Source organism: Streptomyces sp. NBC_00620, assembly GCF_026341825.1.
Lineage (GTDB): Bacteria > Actinomycetota > Actinomycetes > Streptomycetales > Streptomycetaceae > Streptomyces.
Window position 1 is genome coordinate 898,156 of the sequence record NZ_JAPENY010000003.1, and the last position, 17,559, is coordinate 915,714.

Genomic DNA, 17,559 nt, shown 5'->3' on the forward strand with positions numbered 1-17,559 from the left:
GACCGTCTTCGAGAGGGAACCATGCCGCACGTCACCACGAAGTTCGACCGGCCCGATCCCGCGCTGGTCGAGCAGCTGAGCAAGTACTCCTCCGCGACCATCCACGAAGCACAGGGCCGGCTCGGCGCCCTCAGCTCGTCGATCAAGCCGGTCGACCACACCATGTCCCTGTGCGGCCCCGCGTTCACCGTGCGCTGCGCCCCGCGCGACAACATCATGCTCCAGGTCGCCATCGCCCACGCCCGGCCCGGTGACGTCATCGTGGTCTCCGCCGGCGAGTACGCCGAGGCCGGCTCCTTCGGCGACGTACTGGCCAACGCTTGTGTGGCCAAGGGACTCGGCGGTCTCGTCACCGACACCGGCGTCCGCGACACCCTCGAACTGCGCGAGCTGGGCTTCCCGGTGTTCTCGCACAGTGTCTCCATCAAGGGCACCGTCAAGGAGACCGTCGGCCCGATCGCCCAACCGGTGCTGATCGGCGGCGAGTTGGTCCGTCCGGGCGATGTGGTGCGGGGCGATGCGGACGGCGTCGTGGTCGTACGCCGTGAGGACGCGGCCGACGTCGTGGGCAAGTCCCAGGACCGCGTCGACGCCGAGGCCGCCTACATCGCCGCCTATCGCTCCGGCAGGAGTGTCATCGAGGTCAGCAACCTCGCCGACGTACTCGCGGCCAAGGGACTCGTCATCGACGAGTAGGCGCGGCCCGTGTTCAGGTACGGGCCGCGCCCATCGGGCTCGCGTTCAGTGCAGGTCCGCCCGCGCGGGGCTGTCGTCGAGGAAGCCGCCCGACTGGTGCTGCCACAGCTTCGCGTAAGCACCTTCCGACGCGAGCAGTTCCTGGTGCGTGCCCTGTTCGACGATCCGTCCGCGGTCCAGGACGACGAGCCGGTCCATGGTGGCGACGGTACTCAGCCGGTGCGCCACCACAAGTGCCGTCCGCCCCTCCATGAGCCGCCACAGCGCCTCCTGGACGAGGACCTCGCTCTCCGAGTCCAGGGCGCTGGTCGCCTCGTCGAGCAGCAGGACCGGCGCGTCGCGCAGGATCGCCCTGGCGAGGGCGACCCGCTGGCGCTGTCCGCCGGACAGCTTGACTCCGCGTTCGCCCACCATGGTGTCGAAGCCGTCCGGCAGTGCGTCGGCGAACTCCGTGACGTGCGCCGCCTCCGCCGCGCGGCGGATCTCGGCGTCGGTGGCGTCCGGCCGGGCGAAGGCGATGTTGTCCCGCAGCGAGCGGTGGAACATCGCCGGGTCCTGCGGCACATAGGCGATCAGGCCCCGCAGGTCGGACTGGCGCAGCCTGCTGATGTCCTGCCCCCCGATCAGGATCCGGCCGCCGTCTATGTCCGTCATCCGCAGCAGCAGCCGGCTGAGCGTCGTCTTGCCGCCGCCGGACCGGCCGACGAGACCGATCTTCGCCCCGCTGGGCACGGCCAGGTCGAGGCCCTCGAAGAGCGGCCGCGCGCCCGCGTGGGCGAAGTTCACTTGCTCGAAGCGGATGTCGGCGGCCCGGGACCGCAGCGGCTCCGGGGACGCCGGGTCGAGCACGGTCGGCGGCTTCCGCAGCAGTTCGGTGAACTGCGCGGCCTCCGTCATCGAGCTCTCCAGACGGCGGTAGATCTGGTTGAACTCGAACATGATCCGCGTCGCGTTGGTGTAGTACGTGAAGGCGACCACGACCGCCTCCACGCCGTGCCCGCCCCCGGCGAGCGCGACGGCAAGGAGCAGGCCGAGCGCGTTGGTCAGTACGGACAGCGGCGCCACCAGCGTGTCGATGCGCAGGTTTCCGTAGTCCCAGGACCTCAGCATGAGCCGCCGGGACGCCGCGACGCGGGACCGGTGCTCGGCGGCCTCGCGTTCCTCGGCCGCGAACGCCCGCACCGTGTCCATGTTCATCAGACTGTCGGCGACATGGCCCGACACCCGGGCGATCGCCTCCTCGCGCTGATCGACGAGCCTCTGGCGGCGCCGGATGAGGGGCACCACGCACAGTGCCGTCAACGCGATCATCGCCAACAGCCCGACGACGAGCAGCGGTTCGTAGCGCCACAGCACCACCGATCCGAACACCAGCGGTACGAGACTGCCCACGACCTGGAATGTCAGCGTGTCGACGCAGTCCTCGAAACGGGAGGCGAAGCTCAGGACCCGCTTGGTCAGCGATCCGGCAAAGTTGTCGTGGAAGAACGCGGCGTCCTTGGCGAACAGTTCGTCCATGCCGATCACGTACAGGTGCTCGATGCTGTTGGCGGCAAGGCGGTTCAGATAGTGCAGACCGATGCGCCACAGCGTCTCCGCGGCGAGCAGGACTCCGGTGAAGCCGAGGACGTAGGGCAGCGCCGCGCCGATCTCGATACCGGAGTCGTCGGCGATGCGGCCGACGAGCTTCGCGACGATCAGCGGAGCGATGTAGTTGATGCCGATGTTGCCCAGCGCCGGCAGCAGCATCGCGGGCGCCGTCAGCCACCGGTGCCGGGCCAACTCCCGTACGTAATAACGAAGCGCGAGGAGCACCGAGCCCTTGCCCGGTAACACCTCACGCGATTCAGGCGTTCCCATCTCCCCCACCCCGTTGTTCCGTCGTACGGCATCCCCCAGATGCGCGCGGCGGCGCCAAGGTACGAGTACGGGGAGGCCGGAAGAGGCAGTGTCCCGCGACGTCGCGTGCGCAGTCCAAGCGTTTTTCTCAGCCATCGGCATGCCGGAAACGGAGTGGCCTGGGGTGCCACCGCTCCCGGTGCGATCAGCGAGCCTCGTCGAGCGGACTCGCAGGTGAAGCACCGGGAGGAGTGGCCCCGTTCAGCTCAGCTGTGCGTCACGGTGACCTTGTACAGAGCGACCTCGCCGTAGTTGGAGTTGTCGCACGGCGAGGAGTTGTTGCAGTTCGCCTGGGTGTAGTCGCCCGCCTTGAAGTAGCCGCTGCCGAACGCGGCGGCGACGGTCGCCTTGAGGGCGCCGTTGTAGTAGACGTCGACCTTCCCGTCGTGGGCCACGAACTTGCCCTGGAAGCGGGTTCCGAGCTGGTAGTTGGAGGTCACCAGCTTGTAGTGGGTGGTGTTGTACGAGGTGATGTACAGGCTGGTCCCCTCGAGACGGAACGAGGTGACGTCACTGTCCGAGTCATGTATCTGACCCGCCATCACATGCGGTTTGGTCTTGGGGAGATGAGTGATGGCCTGGTCGACGACCATGGTGTGGGTGCCCGACGTGGACGGCCAGCTCTTGGTCGCCGACCCGTCCGCTGTCATCTCACGCAGTTCCGACCGCGGGTACCCGGTGTTGCTGGTGGTGGCGCCGTTGACCGCGGCCCGCAACAGGATCGCCTTGCAGTCCGAAGTGGTCGTGAACCAGGGCGCGTTGTTGTAGGTCTTCAGCGCGGGCTGCTTGATCTCCACGGGAGAACCCGAACTGGTCGGGGTGGGCAGCTGAAGCTTCCAGGCGGTGCTCAGGCCGATGGCCGCGGCCGGTGCGGGGCAGGCGGCGGCCTTCGCCGACGCATTCTCCGCCGAGGCCAGGAGGCCGACGGTGAGTGCGGGTGCCGCGAGCAGACACAGGGTGCGGCGGCGAGACCTGCGTGAGGACATCGGGGATTTCATGAGCGGCTCCTTCAGTGTCAGGGCCATGACAGACTCGTTGGGGTTTTGAACAGACGGACACACCCGCGCGGTTCAGCAGGCGAGTTCTCGTACGATCCCTTCGTCGACGCCGATACCGAGGCCGGGGCCGGAAGGCACCTCGGCCACTCCTGCGCGCACCTGGATTACAGAGCCGGTGGCGTAGGGAGACTGCAGGAACTGCCGGCCGTTGAGGTCGGCCGGGGCGGTGAGGTCGTGGGCCGCGAACAGGTGCAGGGACGCGGCGAGGCCGATGTCGGACTCGGTCAGCCCCGAACCCATCAGCGCCACACCGCAGTCCTCCGCCAGCTGGCATTGGCGCAGCGCCAGGGTGAGTCCGGCGCAGCGCTGCACCTTCGCCACCGCGATGCCGATGGCGCCCCTGCGGACGAACGAGGCGAGGTCGGTGGGGTGCCGCAGGCTCTCGTCGACGGCGATCGGGACCGGGCTGAGGTCGCGCAGCCGGCGGAGTCCTTCGATGTCGTTGGCGGGCAGGGGCTGCTGTGGCCCGCTCCAACGGACGGCGGGTGATGGAGTCGGACGAGGGCGCGGCCAGTGAGCATGAGCTCGCCGAGGACCTCATGCGCTGTTGCGACGGTGTGCTGCTGTGCTCCCCACGCATGAACCGCACCGCGCTCATCGACCTGTCCTTGCGTGGCCACCCTGTGGTGCTGGTCAACCGGATCGTCCCCGGCCTTGGTATCCCCTCGGTCTCCGTCGACTTCTACGGAGGCATGACCCTGGTCTGCGGTCACCTCACCCAGCTCGGGCACCGCCGCGTGGCGTACCTGAGCGGCCCCGAAGCGTCCTGGGCCAATGCCGAACGCATCCGGGCCTTCGACGCCGCGGCGGCTTTCGGCGTCGAGGTCACGGTCATCCCCTGCGGCCACACCGCACGACACGGCTACGCCGCGGCGGATGCCGTACGGGACTCCGGTGTCACCGCTGTCGTCGCGTACAACGACCTCGAGGCGCTCGGCGCGGTGACCGCGCTGGAGAAGTCGGGCCTGCATGTCCCCGAGGACATGTCGGTCATCGGCTGCGACGACATCTCCCTCTACGACCTGCCCAGTTCACGCATACTCACCACGGCCTCGTTGGCCCGGCACGAGTTGGGCAGGCAAGCCGCCCAGACACTGGAAGCACTGATGACCGCCGACGGCGACACCGAGCCCAGAGTCATTCCGGTGACTCCTCCCCCGGCTGGAGCCGGGGGCTTCTCGCTATGCCGAGTTGGCGTCGCGACGGACCAGCCCGGCCCGTAGAACGTTGGTGGCTCCCACTGTGTCGGCGTGCGCGGTGCGGCCGCAGGCGACGCAGTGGAACTTTTCCTGGGCGGGCCGGTTCTCCTTCGCGGTGTGCCCGCATTCGGGGCAGGTGCGGGAGGTGTTGCGGGGGTCCACGGCGATCACTTCCCGTCCGGCGCTTTCAGCCTTGGCGTGCAGGATCGTCAGGAACACCCCCCAACCGGCATCGTTGACCGACTTGTTGAGCCCGGCCTTGGCCGCGGCCCCGTTGGGCAGGAACACGCCTGCCTGCTCGGGGTCGGGTCTTGGCGCGGGCGACCTGGTCATGTTGCGGATCTGGAGGTCTTCGTGCGCGATGAAATCATGTGCACGGACCAGGCCGAGGGCGGTCTTGTGTGCGTGGTCGAGCCGCTGACGCCGCACCTTGCCGTGCAGAGCGGCGACCTTCTCCACGGCCCGCTGGTGGTTGGCGGTGCGGTCCCTGGCCTTGCGGCGCGGGAACCGGGACAGGTCCTGCTGCGCGGCTCCGAGCTTCACGGCCGCACGGCGCCCGTGGCGCGGGTTGGGCACGAACCCGCCGTTCGAGTCGGCGAGGAAGTTCGCGATGCCCAGGTCGATGCCAATCATGGAGCCGGTCGCGGGCAGCGGCTGCAGCTGGTCCTGCTCGGCGGTGAGCACGACGAACCATTTACGGCCCTCGCGCTTCACCGACACCGTCCTGACCCGGCCAACCACCGGGCGGTGCTGGTTGACCTTGACGTGGCCGACCCCTTGGAAGCGGACCCGGGTGACCGGGTCGTGCGGGGCGGAGTCCCATCGGCAGCCGTCGCCGTCCTTGGGGAAGTCCACCGTGTCGAACCAGTTGACTCCACGGAAACGCGGATAGCCGGGCGTCTCGCCGGACTTGACCCTGCGGAAGAACGCGGCGAACGCCTTGTCGAGACGGCGTAGGGTGGTCTGCTGCGAGCTGAACGACCAGCGGCCCTGCCGCTCCGGGTCGAACGCCCGGATGTCCTTCAACTGCCCGGACTGCATCCCGTACTTGACACTCGTCTTCGAGACGTGCTGGTAGGCGTCGCGGCGTTCCCGCAACGCCCCGTTGTAGAGGGAGCAGTGGTCCCGCAGCATCTCGGACAGGGCTTGCGTCTGCCGGACGGTGGGCCGCAGGAGGAACTTGTACGCACGGATCAACGCGACCCATCCCCCTCAGGTCGAGCTCGCTCGATCCTACTACACTTGGCGCATGTCACCACGCTGGGAACCAGATCCCGATATCAGACGTGGAAACCACGTCATCTACAACCTCCATGCGCACTTGGTGTTTGTCACGAAGTACCGGCGTGAGATCTTCAACGACGAGATGCTGACGCGCTGCGAGGCGATCATGCGGGACGTGTGCGAGAGCTTCGACGCGGAGCTCCGGGAGTTCAACGGCGAAGGCGATCACGTCCACCTGCTCGTGCGCTACCCGCCAAAGGTCGCCCTGTCCAAGCTCGTCAACAGTCTCAAAGGCGTCAGCTCCCGCTACCTGCGCGCGGAGTACACCGGCCGGATCAACCGGATCGGCGCGGGCTCGGTGTTCTGGTCCCCGTCGTACTTCGCGGGGTCCTGCGGCGGCGCACCGCTGAGCATCGTCAAGGACTACATCGACAACCAGAAACGACCAGCCTGACCGCCGCCACACGAGCGCTCCGCCGGCCGTGCCCGCGCGCTGAGCCGCGGACTGCTCAGGGCTTCACCAAGGCGCCGGAAAGAAAATCTTACGAAACCGTGAAAAGCCGCGCGAAACGGCGCGGACAGACGGGGACTGAGGAGTGCACGCGACATAGTGGCGGGGATGCGGCGGACGGCTCAGCCGGCCTCGCGGACTTCATCCCGCCACCGGTTCAGGAAACCCTTCGAGCGTCGGCAGACGCCCGCGGGCATCGGTCCCTCACGGGCCGCGAACGAGTGAGGAAAACAGTCCTTGATCAGTCGACGAACATTTTCTGGTGCGCTCACCGCGGGAGCCGCGACGGCAGTGGCCGGTGTGCCGGCCACCGGAGCCGCGGCCCAGGAACGGCCCGCTCCCTCCCACCCGGGCGACGCGCCGGTGCGCAACGTCGTGCTCGTCCACGGTGCGTACGCGGACGGTTCATCGTGGTCGGAGGTGATCGAGCGGCTCCAGTCGGCCGACATGAACGTGACCTCAGTACAGAATCCGCTCACGTCCCTGGCCGACGACGTCGCCGCGACCGAGCGCGCCCTCGCCCTGCAGGACGGGCCGACCATCCTGGCCGCACACTCCTGGGGCGGCACAGTCATCTCCCAGGCGGGCCTCGCCTCCAACGTCACCGGGCTTGTCTACGTCGCCGCCCGTGCGCCCGACGCCGGAGAGGACTACACGGCGCTCGCCGCGAAGTTCCCCACCCCGCCCGCCAACGCCCAGCTCGTCGAGTCCGGCGGGTTCAAGCAGCTCAGCAAGGAAGGGTTCCTCCGGGACTTCGCGGGCGGGGTCCCCAGGCGCCGGGCGCTCGCGCTCTACGCCGCGCAGGGCCGTATCGCGTCCTCGCTGTTCCCGACCTCGACGACCACGGTGGCCGCATGGCGGCACAAACCCACCTGGTACGCGGTGTCGAAGAACGACCGGACCACCTCGACCGAACTCGAACGGTTCCTCGCCGCGCGCATGCGCGCCAAGACCATCGAACTCGACTCGAGCCACCTGTCGATCGTCACGCATCCCAACGCGATCACCCAGCTGATCCTCGACGCCGCCGAACACAAGTCCTAGCCCGGACCCTGCCCGCGGGCCACTCTCACCAGCCGGTCAGCAGCAGGTGGTTGAGGAGCAGGGCGAGAGTGGCCTGTGCGGCTAGCCAGGCGCGGGGACGGCCGAGGAACGCGCAGGCCGGGAGCAGCCACATCACGAACGGCAGCCAGATCCGTTCCGTCTCCGCCTTGCTCATACCCGAGAGGTCGGCGATGAGCAGGGCGAGCAGCGCGGCGAGTACGAGCAGGGCGAGGCGGAGTTCGGGAGCGGCCGTACGCAGGCGGGCGCGGAGGTCCTTGTGCAGGGACGCAGCGCCGGCCCGCCGCAGGCCCGCCACCGTTGCCGGGCCCGCGATCAGTACCGTGCAGGCGAGGTTCGCCCACACCCAGTAGCCGTACGGCCGGACGCGGGCGGCCCCTTGGTAGTAGCGGGTCACCAGCAGGCGGTACGCCTCCCACCAGTCGAACCCGGCGAGGGTGAACGCGAGCGGGACGACGAGGGCTCCGGCCACCAGGTAGGGCAGCGGGCGGAGTCTTCGCGTACCGAGCAGCAGGACGGCGGCCGCGATCACCGCGAACAGCGTCAGCCCGTACGAGAGATACATGGTGAGGCCGAGGAGCAGCCCGGAGGCGAGGCCGGTCGCCCGCGGCCGGTGTCCTGTGACCGCGAGGGCGAGGAACGCCACGGCCCACGCGGCGACCGCGGCGAAGTACCCGTCCGCGGAGGTCCCCATCCAGACGGCGGCCGGGGCCAGGACGAGGAAGGGCGCGGCGCGGCGGGCAAGCGCCTCCCCGGTCAGCGCTCGTACGGTGACGAGCACCGCGACCGCCGCCGTCGCGCCGACGGTGATGCACCAGACGCCCGCCCAGGCCCCGCCGCCGAGCCCGATCCGGTCGAGCAGGACGAAGGTGAGGGTGGCGGCCGGGGGATGTCCGGCGACGTGCGCGGGCCAGTGGTCGGGGCCGAGCAGGATGTGGTGCGTGAAGTCCCGCAGGGTGTGCGGGATGTCGTGGAAGCGGTCGATGACCTGGAGGTATTCGTACCTGGTCGTCAGCCGCTGGGCGATCCCGCGGTGCCAGCCGTCGACGAGGGCGAGGGAGAACGTCCACGCCATGCCGGTGCCCCAGATGCTCAGCAGCAGCGCGCGCCAGGGCAGCCGGGCGGCGACGAGCGGGCCGTAGGCGACGACCGCGACGGCCACCACGATCGCGGCCGGGGTGCCGGGGCCGACGTGCGGATCCCAACGGGCGAACAGCGGTGGCCAGCCGACGTGGAGCGTTCCATCGCGGTGCTCGATGGCGGTACCGACCAGCACGGCGGCGAGCACCAGCAGCGCGGCGGCCAGGGCCGCGGACAGGTCACGGAGAAGATCGCGGTTCACACCAGCACGTTAGGGCGGGGAACGGTCCCCAGGGCCGCCACCAGGGTGGACGTCAGAGTTTCGTCATGGTTCGCGGACCCTTTCGTGGGCTGTCCCGCGCCTACGGTCGAGGCATGCCTCGGTCCCCTTCCTCCCCCGCTTTCTGGCGCAGTCCGCTGCGCGGCCCCTGGTTCACCTCCGTGCTGGGCATCGTCCTGCTCGGCGGGATCACGGTGCTGTTCGTGACGGGTCTCCTGTCGTACGCCGCCTACAACCCGGGCCTGTCACGGGTGAACGACATGACCCCGGACAAGGGTCTGCTCGGCTTCTATCTCTTCTCGTGGCCGACCGACCCGCACTGGCTGTACCGGCTCACGCAGGGCGTCCACGTCACGCTCGGCATCACGCTGATCCCCGTACTGCTGGCGAAACTGTGGTCGGTGGTGCCGAAGCTGTTCGCACTGCCGCCCGCACGGTCCCTCGCACACGCGCTGGAGCGGATCTCGCTGCTTCTGCTGGTCGGAGGCGCCCTGTTCGAGTTCATCACAGGCGTGCTGAACGTCCAGCTCGACTACCTCTTCCCCGGCTCCTTCTATCGGCTGCACTTCTACGGGGCCTGGGTGTTCTTCGCGGCGTTCGTGACGCACGCGGTGCTGAAGGTGCCGACAGCGCTGCGCAATCTGCGCCATCTGCGGGAGGCACATCCCTCTGGGGATGAGGAGTTGGTGTCGCCGGATCCCGCCGAGCCCACCGTCTCGCGGCGCGGCGCCCTCGGTTTCGTCGGCGGCGGATCGCTGCTGCTGCTCGCCACGACGGCGGGCCACAGTTTCGACGGGCCGCTGCGGGAGACGGCTCTGCTGGCACCGCACGGCGGCCCCGAACCGGGTTCCGGGCCCGGCGCGTTCCAGATCAACAAGACGGCGAAGTCGCGCGGGATCAGCGCGACCGAGACGAGCGAGGAGGCCTGGCGGCTGGTCGTCGAGGGACGCGGGCGAACGGTCCGCCTGAGCCGGGACGAGTTGCTGCAACTCCCGCTGCACAGTGCCGCGTTGCCCATCGCCTGTGTGGAGGGCTGGTCGACGTCCGACCAGCGGTGGCGAGGAGTACGGCTGCGGGATTTGGCCCGGCTCGTGGGCTATGAGCAGGCGCCGGACGTCCTGGTGGAGTCGCTCCAGCGGCACGGGGCGTTCCGGCGGGCGGCGTTGCGTGTCAACCAGGTGCGTGACCCGGATTCCCTGCTCGCCCTGTTCGTCAACGGCGCGCAGCTGACACCCGACCACGGCTACCCGGCACGCGTCATCGTCCCGGCGGCGCCCGGGGTGCTGAACACGAAATGGGTCGCACGGATGACGTTCGGAGACCTGTGATGCGACGACCGTTCACGAAGGCTGCCATCGGCAGTCCACTGCAACTCCTGCTGCTCGCCTGCTCGTTCGGGCTCGCCGGATACGCGGGGGTGCAGCTGCTCGCGGGCGACTGGTTCGGGGTGGCCCTGTGGTTCGTGGGTGCGGCGGTGCTGCACGACCTGGTGCTGCTGCCGCTGTACGCGGGGGCCGACCGCGCTCTCTCACACGCGCTGGGAGCGGTCGGCCGCCGGGAGTGGACGGTCTTCGTCCGGGTGCCGGCGGCACTCTCCGCTCTCCTGCTACTGGTGTGGTTTCCGCTGATCAGCGGGCAGGTGGCGGACCACTACCGGTCCGCGACCGGCCTGTCGGGCGACGGGTTCCTGTCCCGCTGGCTGCTGATCACGGCCGCGTTGTTCGGGGGCTCCGCGGTGCTGCTCGTGCTGCGGTTGCGCAGGGCGACGAAGGAGCGGCCGCCCGCCTCCCACTGAGCGTCCGGGCGCCAGCCCGCGCGCGCCGCGTGCCTCAGCAGGGCCGGGGCGCCGAGGCGGGCCCAGGGAAAGGCCGGGCCCGCGGCGCCGTGGGCGTTGGCGACGCGGACGACATCGACGTCGACGCGTTCGTCGACGTCCATGTCCGGGACGGCCTCGACGATCAACAGGCCGCCGGAGGACAGGAGTTGGGACATCCGTCGGAGCAGGGCGGCCGGGTCGCCGCCGATGCCGACGTTGCCGTCGATGAGGAGGGCGGTGTCCCAGCGGCCTTCGCCGGGGAGCGGCTCGAAGACCGACCGGTGCAAGGCCTGCCCGCCAAGCCGCACGGTGTGGGCGACGGCGGCCTCGCTGACGTCGATGCCGAGCGCGGGCCTGCCCAGCGCCGCAAGCTCGGCGACGAGCCGCCCCGGCCCGCACCCCACATCGAGCACAGCGCCTTCGCAGCGCCGCAGCGCCTCCAGATCGGCCGCGTCGGCCCGTGCGCACCAGCGCTCGACGTCGAGGGGGAGCAACCAGCCGTCGGGACGGCGGAGGTAGAGGGGGCCTTGGCCGGTGCGCAGTGCGTCGGAGTACGGGTCGGCCGACCAGGGGGTGGTGGGACTCGACGACGTGTCCGGCGTTCGAGGTCGAGGCCGTTCGGGCCGGGAGCGGGACCCTCCGGAGGCGGGCACGGGTAGGGGTGACGGGGGCGGGGAAAGCCGCCCGGTGGCGGGAGCGCCAGATCCCGTGCTCATCAGCGGCTCACCGCCTGCACGCGGGCCGGCTCCACAGCAGGCGGGCGGGGCGAGGAAAGCCGTCCGGCAGAGGCAGCGGAAGCGCCAGATCCCATGTTCATCAGCGGCTCACCGCCTGCACGCGGGCCGGCTCCACAGCGAGCGGGCGGGGCGAGGAAGGCCGCCCGGCAGAGGCAGCGGAAGCGCCAGATCCCGTGCTCATCGGCGGCTCGCCGCGGAGCAGGGATGGCGGGGGCGGGGAAACCCGCCCGGCAGGGGCAGCGGGAGCGCCGAATCCCGTGTTCATCGGCGGTTCACCGCCCGCAGCCGGGCCAGCTCCGCGGCGAACCGGCCGCCGGGTGCCGCCGCCGCGACCGCCTCCGCGTCGGCAGCCGTGTCGACGTCCCGGAGAGCAGGCAGTTCGCGCACGCGCAGGCCCGCGGCTGTGAGGCGGTCCCGCTGCACGGCACCCGTGGTCGGCGTCGACATCGGTACGCCGCGCAGCAGTTCGGGGTCGGGGCTGGCGAGCCCCAGCGCCCAGAAGCCTCCGTCCTCGGCCGGTCCGAAGTACGCGTCGCAGTCGGCGAAGTCCACGGTGAGAAGTTCGGGCGTCACCTGAGGGGTGTCCATGCCGATGAGCAGCGTGGGCCCTTCGCAGCCGGCGAATGCGGCGGCGAGCCGCTCGTCCAGACCTCCCGCGCACTGCGGTACGACGTCGAAGCCGGGCGGCAGCCAGCGGCCCGGCGCTCCGTCGAGCACCAGCACGTGGCGCGAGGCTGGCGTCGCCGCCACTGTACGCAGGGTGTCCACGAGGGCCGCCTCGGCGAGCAGTGCCGCTTCCCGGGGCGTGAACGGCGGCGTGAGCCGGGTCTTCACCCGCCCCGGCCGTGGCTCCTTCGCGATGACGAGCAGGGTGCTCACTGGGCGGTTCCTCCCTGGGAGGGGGCGGCCGCCATGATCGGCGCCGGTGGTTCGGCCAGGACGCGGCGCATGTCCCGTACCGCCTGCCAGGTGCCGCGCCAGGTGCCGGTGACCTTGGAGGCGCCGGTACGGGGCAGGTACGGCACGTCGTGCTCGGCGACACGCCAGCCCGCGTCGGCGGCGCGGACGACCATCTGGAGCGGGTAGCCGCTGCGGCGGTCCGTGAGGCCGAGGGCGAGCAGCGGTTCGCGGCGGGCCGCACGGAGCGGACCGAGATCGTGCAGGCGCAGTCCCGTGCGGCGGCGCATCATCCGGGCCAGGGCGAGGTTGCCCGCCCGGGCGTGCACGGGCCAGGCGCTCCGGCTCTGCGGTCGGCGGCGGCCGAGCACGAGGTCCGCCTCCCCGTCCCGCACCTCGCGTACGAAGGGGACGAGCAGCGACGGGTCGAGCGAGGCGTCGCAGTCGCAGAAGCACACGAAGTCCGCGGTGGCGGCGGTCAGCCCGGCGTGGCAGGCGGCGCCGAACCCGCGGCGCGCCTCGCGTACGACGGTCGCGCCGAGGCCGCGGGCCAGTTCCGCCGAGCCGTCCGTGGAGCCGTTGTCCACGACCAGTGCGCGCCAGCCCGGGGGGATGCGGGCGAGTACCCAGGGCAGGGCCTCGGCCTCGTTCAGACAGGGGAGGACCACGTCGACCTGCGGGTCCGTTACGGGAAGGGCGCGATTTGCAGTCACGGCTTTCACCTTACGAACGCGAACGGGACATATCGGGCTTGGCCTCCTTACGAAACACGGACGTCGAGCCGCGCCGGCGGCACGGGGGCGAGGCCGGTGGGAGGCTGGAGGCATGCAGCAGCCGTACGAAACCCCAGGTGCCGGACGTGCTCCGAACGGCCACGGGGACACGACCCCGGGCGGGTCCGGGGCCACAACGCGCGTTCTCGTCGTCGACGACGATCCGACCGTCGCCGAGGTCGTCTCCGGCTACCTCGACCGCGCGGGGTACGCCGTGGACCGGGCCGCGGACGGGCCTGCCGCGCTCGCCCGCGCGGCAGCGCACTGGCCGGACATGGTGGTCCTCGACCTGATGCTGCCGGGGATGGACGGTCTCGAGGTGTGCCGGCGGTTGCGGGCGCGCGGTCCCGTGCCCGTCATCATGCTCACCGCCCGCGGTGACGAGGACGACCGGATCCTCGGCCTGGAGGTCGGCGCCGACGACTACGTCACGAAGCCGTTCAGCCCCCGGGAACTGGTGCTCCGGGTCGAGTCGGTTCTGCGCCGCTCACGGCCCGCCGCCGACGCCCGCCCCCTCCACGCGGCCGGTCTCACCGTCGACCCCGCCGCCCGCCGCGCCACTAAGAACGGTGCGGAACTCGCCCTCACCATCCGCGAGTTCGACCTCCTCGCCTTCTTCCTCCGCCATCCCGGCCGCGCCAGCAGCCGGGAGGACCTGATGCGCGAGGTCTGGGGCTGGGACTTCGGGGACCTGTCGACGGTCACGGTCCACGTACGCCGACTACGGGGGAAGGTCGAGGACGACCCGGCGCGACCGCGGCTGATCCAGACGGTCTGGGGCGTCGGCTACCGCTTCGACGCAACGCCCCGTGAAGAGGCGGTCTGACGATGCCCAATGCCACGCATCCCGGGGAAGCGACCTGACCATGCTCGACACGACACCACGCGAAGAGATGGTCCTGACCATGCTCGACACCACACCCCACCAAGAGATGGTCTGACCATGCGCGACATGCTGTTCATCGCCCTCTACGCCTTCCTCGGCGCCGCCGCGGCCGGGCTTCTCGGGGCGGGTGCGCTCTGGCTGATCCGGCGGCGGTCGCTGACCGCGTCCCTCGCCGTCGTCGCCGCCGTGGCCGTCACCGCGATGCTCGCCGGGACGCTCGCCGTGGCCTGGGCGATGTTCCTGTCCTCGCACGACCTGAGCGTCGTGACCACGGTCGTCGCGATGGCGGCCGTCGTGTCCCTGGCGACCGCCCTCCTCCTCGGCCGCTGGGTCGTCGGCCGCAGCCGGGCACTCACTCTCGCCGCCCGCTCCTTCGGCGACGACGGTGACTTCGCGGCCCCCGACGGCCCGGCAATCGCCGAACTCACCGCGCTGAGCCGCGAGTTGGCGGCCACCAGCGCCAAGCTCGCCGAGTCCCGCGACCGCGAGCGCGCCCTGGAGACCTCGCGCCGCGAACTCGTCGCGTGGATCTCGCACGACCTGCGCACCCCGCTCGCCGGACTGCGCGCGATGTCGGAGGCCCTGGAGGACGGCGTCGCGGCCGACCCGGACCGCTATCTCCGCCAGATGCGCACCGAGGTCGAGCGCCTCAACGACATGGTCGGCGACCTGTTCGAGCTGTCCCGCATACACGCCGGGACGCTCGCCCTCTCCCCCTCCCGGATCTCGCTGTACGACCTGGTCGGCGACGCCCTCGCGGGAGCGGACCCGCTCGCGCGGGAGTACGGAGTACGGCTGGTCGGCGACCGGATCGAGCCGGTGCCCGTCGAGGTGGACGGCAAGGAAATGAGCCGCGTCCTGGGCAATCTGCTGGTCAACGCGATCCGGCGGACACCGGCCGACGGCACGGTCGCGATCGCGGCAGAGCGGTCGGACGAGGGTGTCGTACTGTCCGTCACCGACGGCTGCGGGGGCATCCCCGAGGAGGACCTCCCGCGCGTCTTCGACACGGGCTGGCGGGGCACGCACGCGCGGACTCCTCCCGCGGGAGCCGGGCTCGGCCTCGCGATCGTCCGGGGCATCGTGGAGGCCCACCGTGGCCAGGCCGCCGTGCACAACGTGCCCGGCGGCTGCCGATTCGAGGTCACGCTTCCCACGGCCGAGGCGTGAGCGGAGGCACCCTACGGGGCGCTACTCCCCGCGCAGCTTCGCCGTCGCGAACTCCCGCATCCCCTCAACGAACCCGACCTCGGCCTTCCAGCCCAGCTCGGCACGCAGCCGGGAGGAGTCCGCTGTGATGTGGCGTACGTCGCCGAGCCGGTACTCCCCGGTCACGACCGGCTCGGGTCCCCCGTACGCGGAGGCCAGCGCACACGCCATCTCGCCGACCGTGTGCGGCTGCCCGCTCCCGGTGTTGTACGTGGTCAACGCCCCCTCCCGGGGCTCGGCCTCCAGCGCGGCCACGTTGGCCGCCGCCACATCCCGTACGTGCACGAAGTCCCGTCGCTGGCCGCCGTCCTCGAAGACACGCGGGGCCTCGCCGCGGGCGAGTGCGGACCGGAAGAAGGAGGCGACACCCGCGTACGGGGTGTCGCGCGGCATCCCGGGCCCGTACACGTTGTGGTAGCGCAGCGACACCGCCGAACCGCCCGTGGACCGCGCCCAGGCAGCCGACAGATGCTCCTGGGCGAGCTTGGTCGTCGCGTACACGTTCCGCGGGTCGACCGGAGCGTCCTCACCGACAAGGCCGGGCGACAACTCCCGCCCGCACTCCGGGCACATGGGCTCGAAGCCGCCGACCTCCAGGTCCCGCACGCTCCGGGGCCCGGGCCGCACCACCCCGTGCCGCTCGCAGCGGTACGAACCCTCCCCGTACACGACCATCGACCCTGCGAGCACCAGCCGCCGCACCCCTGCCTCGGCCATCGCGGCAAGCAGGACCGCCGTACCGAGGTCGTTGTGGGACACGTACTCGGGCGCGTCACCGAACCTCGTCCCCAGCCCCACCATCGCCGCCTGGTGGCACACGGCGTCGACCCCCGGCAGTGCCGACGCGACCGCCCCGGCACTGCGCACGTCCGAGCCGTCGCGCAGGTCGAACCCGACGGTCTCGTGCCCTCTCTCGGTCAGCGCCTCGACGACATGGGACCCGATGAACCCGGCTGCGCCGGTGACCAGTACTCGCATGTACGGAACGCTAGGACCGCGGAGGCACCGTGCGGCAGCACCGCGCCTGTCACGTCACCGGTCCGTAAGACCTCGGCGGACGCGGGGCTCAGCTCTCGGCCGGAGCGAGGACCACGAAATCCGCGTTCGACGGGTCGATGCAGACGGCCAGTCGGCCGACACCCTCCATGTCCGCCGGCCCCATCTGCACGCTGCCGCCCTTCTCGGTGACCGTGGCGACCGCGGCGTCGCAGTCGTCGACGGCGAAGACCGGGTGCCAGTACGGTCGTCCGTTCGCCAGGGCGAGGGCGTCCGCCGGGACCTCCATGAGGCCTCCGTGCATACGCTCTTCGGGAAGTCCGGCGGGAGTGACCAGGGAGTATGTGCCGCCGTCGCCCGGCAGCGGCATGTCGCTGAACTGCCAGCCGAGGACGCCGCCGTAGAACTCCTTCGCGGCCGCGGCGTCCGTCGTGTACAGCTCGGTCCAGGACAGTGATCCCGGCTCGTCGACCAGCTCGACGCCCTTGTTCTTCCCCGGCTGCCAGACGGCGAACTGGCCGCCCGACGGGTCGGTGTACTGCGCCATCCAGCCCCAGCCGTCGAGGTCCCTCGGCGCCACCCGGACCGTGCCGCCCGCGCGCTCCACGGCCTTCGTCGTGGCGTCCGCGTCGGCGACGCTGTAGTAGATCATCCAGGCCGGGCGGGCGCCTTCCTCGGTGAGCTTGCCGAGTCCGGCGACGATCTTGCCGTCCTTCCGGAACATCCCGCCTTCCATGTCCTCGCTCTCTCCCATGGACTCGTAGTCCCAGCCGAGCACCGCGCCGTAGAAGGCCGCGGCTGCCGGAACATCGGGTGCGCCGAGGTCGAGCCAACAGGGGGAGCCGGGGACGAAATCAGTGGTGATCACAGCGTTTTCCCTTCGCAGTTCCTGTGTGACCCCAGACTGGCACCCGGCACTGACAATCGCCCCTCGGACCGCGCGACGGTGGGCCTCAGGGGTGGTGGTTGTTCATCCGGGCGAGTGCCGCGTCCGCCGTTCGGGCAGCGGCGAGCCCAACGGTCACCGGATCGGTGACCGTCGGTGGATCCCGCCCGCTTCTACGCCGGGACTCCGCTGCCACGATCCTCGGCGGCCTGCGCCCCCGCACCGTGCCGGCCAACGGCGAGTCGCAGTCCGGGTCCGGGCGGAGGCGGACGACCGGCGGGGTCGGGACATCCGCTTGGAGTGCCTGCGACAGCGGGGCGCGCCCATCAGCACCGGCCAGGCCCACCACG

At 70.8% G+C, this 17,559-nt stretch carries 17 protein-coding genes; 7 read left to right on the forward strand and 10 right to left on the reverse strand.

What is annotated here, in order from left to right:
• Positions 1-21: 21 nt before the first annotated feature.
• The gene (locus tag OG246_RS35290; protein WP_266472759.1) at positions 22-696 is read left to right on the forward strand and encodes a 4-carboxy-4-hydroxy-2-oxoadipate aldolase/oxaloacetate decarboxylase; all 675 of its coding nucleotides are present in this window, start codon (positions 22-24) and stop codon (positions 694-696) included.
• Between the two features lie 45 nt (positions 697-741).
• On the opposite strand, the gene OG246_RS35295 is transcribed toward OG246_RS35290, so the two are convergent.
• The 3 genes from OG246_RS35295 to OG246_RS35305 all read right to left on the reverse strand — a co-directional run bounded on the left by OG246_RS35295 (position 742) and on the right by OG246_RS35305 (position 4,106).
• Positions 742-2,556: an ABC transporter ATP-binding protein gene (locus OG246_RS35295; RefSeq protein WP_266472761.1), complete on the reverse strand. Its 1,815-nt coding sequence runs from the start codon at positions 2,554-2,556 to the stop codon at positions 742-744.
• A 245-nt stretch (positions 2,557-2,801) separates the two neighbouring features.
• Positions 2,802-3,593 carry a polysaccharide lyase family 7 protein gene (locus OG246_RS35300; RefSeq protein WP_266472763.1) on the reverse strand — a complete coding sequence of 264 codons (792 nt, stop codon included), beginning with the start codon at positions 3,591-3,593 and terminating at the stop codon, positions 2,802-2,804.
• Between the two features lie 72 nt (positions 3,594-3,665).
• On the reverse strand, positions 3,666-4,106 hold the full coding sequence (locus OG246_RS35305) for an enolase C-terminal domain-like protein (RefSeq protein ID WP_323178379.1): 441 nt from the start codon (positions 4,104-4,106) through the stop codon (positions 3,666-3,668).
• An 8-nt stretch (positions 4,107-4,114) separates the two neighbouring features.
• On the opposite strand from OG246_RS35305, the gene OG246_RS35310 reads away from it, so the two are divergent.
• Positions 4,115-4,876, forward strand: a complete 762-nt coding sequence (locus tag OG246_RS35310) for a substrate-binding domain-containing protein (protein ID WP_266472765.1) — start codon at positions 4,115-4,117, stop codon at positions 4,874-4,876.
• On the opposite strand, the gene OG246_RS35315 is transcribed toward OG246_RS35310, so the two are convergent.
• Positions 4,835-6,049: a transposase gene (locus OG246_RS35315; RefSeq protein WP_266472767.1), complete on the reverse strand. Its 1,215-nt coding sequence runs from the start codon at positions 6,047-6,049 to the stop codon at positions 4,835-4,837. The two genes, OG246_RS35310 and OG246_RS35315, sit on opposite strands and share 42 nt — an antisense overlap.
• A 52-nt stretch (positions 6,050-6,101) precedes the next feature.
• Here OG246_RS35315 and tnpA point away from each other — a divergent pair, with 52 nt between their 5' ends.
• Together tnpA and OG246_RS35325 are read left to right on the forward strand one after the other, a co-directional pair.
• Entirely contained in the window at positions 6,102-6,530 is a 429-nt protein-coding gene (gene tnpA, locus OG246_RS35320) for an IS200/IS605 family transposase (RefSeq protein WP_266472769.1), read from the forward strand.
• A gap of 294 nt (positions 6,531-6,824) precedes the next feature.
• Entirely contained in the window at positions 6,825-7,631 is an 807-nt protein-coding gene (locus OG246_RS35325) for an alpha/beta fold hydrolase (RefSeq protein ID WP_266472771.1), read from the forward strand.
• Positions 7,632-7,656: 25 nt separating this feature from the next.
• Here OG246_RS35325 and OG246_RS35330 read toward each other — a convergent pair whose 3' ends face one another.
• Complete coding sequence (locus OG246_RS35330) at positions 7,657-8,991, reverse strand: hypothetical protein (RefSeq protein ID WP_266472773.1); 1,335 nt, start codon at positions 8,989-8,991, stop codon at positions 7,657-7,659.
• Between the two features lie 113 nt (positions 8,992-9,104).
• Here OG246_RS35330 and OG246_RS35335 point away from each other — a divergent pair, with 113 nt between their 5' ends.
• Positions 9,105-10,337: a molybdopterin-dependent oxidoreductase gene (locus OG246_RS35335; protein ID WP_266472775.1), complete on the forward strand. Its 1,233-nt coding sequence runs from the start codon at positions 9,105-9,107 to the stop codon at positions 10,335-10,337.
• Between the two features lie 322 nt (positions 10,338-10,659).
• Here OG246_RS35335 and OG246_RS35340 read toward each other — a convergent pair whose 3' ends face one another.
• From OG246_RS35340 to OG246_RS35350, 3 genes are all read right to left on the reverse strand, one after another.
• Positions 10,660-11,541 (reverse strand): bifunctional 2-polyprenyl-6-hydroxyphenol methylase/3-demethylubiquinol 3-O-methyltransferase UbiG, encoded by an 882-nt coding sequence (locus OG246_RS35340; RefSeq protein ID WP_266472776.1) that lies wholly within the window; start codon positions 11,539-11,541, stop codon positions 10,660-10,662.
• A 282-nt stretch (positions 11,542-11,823) separates the two neighbouring features.
• Positions 11,824-12,441 (reverse strand): DUF2064 domain-containing protein, encoded by a 618-nt coding sequence (locus OG246_RS35345; RefSeq protein WP_266472777.1) that lies wholly within the window; start codon positions 12,439-12,441, stop codon positions 11,824-11,826.
• Complete coding sequence (locus tag OG246_RS35350; RefSeq protein WP_266472779.1) at positions 12,438-13,181, reverse strand: glycosyltransferase family 2 protein; 744 nt, start codon at positions 13,179-13,181, stop codon at positions 12,438-12,440. Before OG246_RS35350 ends, OG246_RS35345 begins: the two co-directional genes overlap by 4 nt.
• A 103-nt stretch (positions 13,182-13,284) precedes the next feature.
• On the opposite strand from OG246_RS35350, the gene OG246_RS35355 reads away from it, so the two are divergent.
• A complete protein-coding gene (locus tag OG246_RS35355; RefSeq protein ID WP_266472781.1) occupies positions 13,285-14,058 on the forward strand; it encodes a response regulator transcription factor in 774 nt (257 codons plus the stop codon).
• A gap of 117 nt (positions 14,059-14,175) precedes the next feature.
• The gene (locus OG246_RS35360) at positions 14,176-15,288 is read left to right on the forward strand and encodes a sensor histidine kinase KdpD (RefSeq protein ID WP_266472783.1); all 1,113 of its coding nucleotides are present in this window, start codon (positions 14,176-14,178) and stop codon (positions 15,286-15,288) included.
• 21 nt (positions 15,289-15,309) lie between these two features.
• On the opposite strand, the gene OG246_RS35365 is transcribed toward OG246_RS35360, so the two are convergent.
• Entirely contained in the window at positions 15,310-16,305 is a 996-nt protein-coding gene (locus OG246_RS35365; RefSeq protein ID WP_266472785.1) for an NAD(P)-dependent oxidoreductase, read from the reverse strand.
• Positions 16,306-16,393: 88 nt separating this feature from the next.
• Positions 16,394-17,191, reverse strand: coding sequence for a VOC family protein (locus OG246_RS35370; RefSeq protein WP_266472786.1), 798 nt, complete (start codon positions 17,189-17,191; stop codon positions 16,394-16,396).
• Between the last annotated feature and the right edge of the window lie 368 nt (positions 17,192-17,559).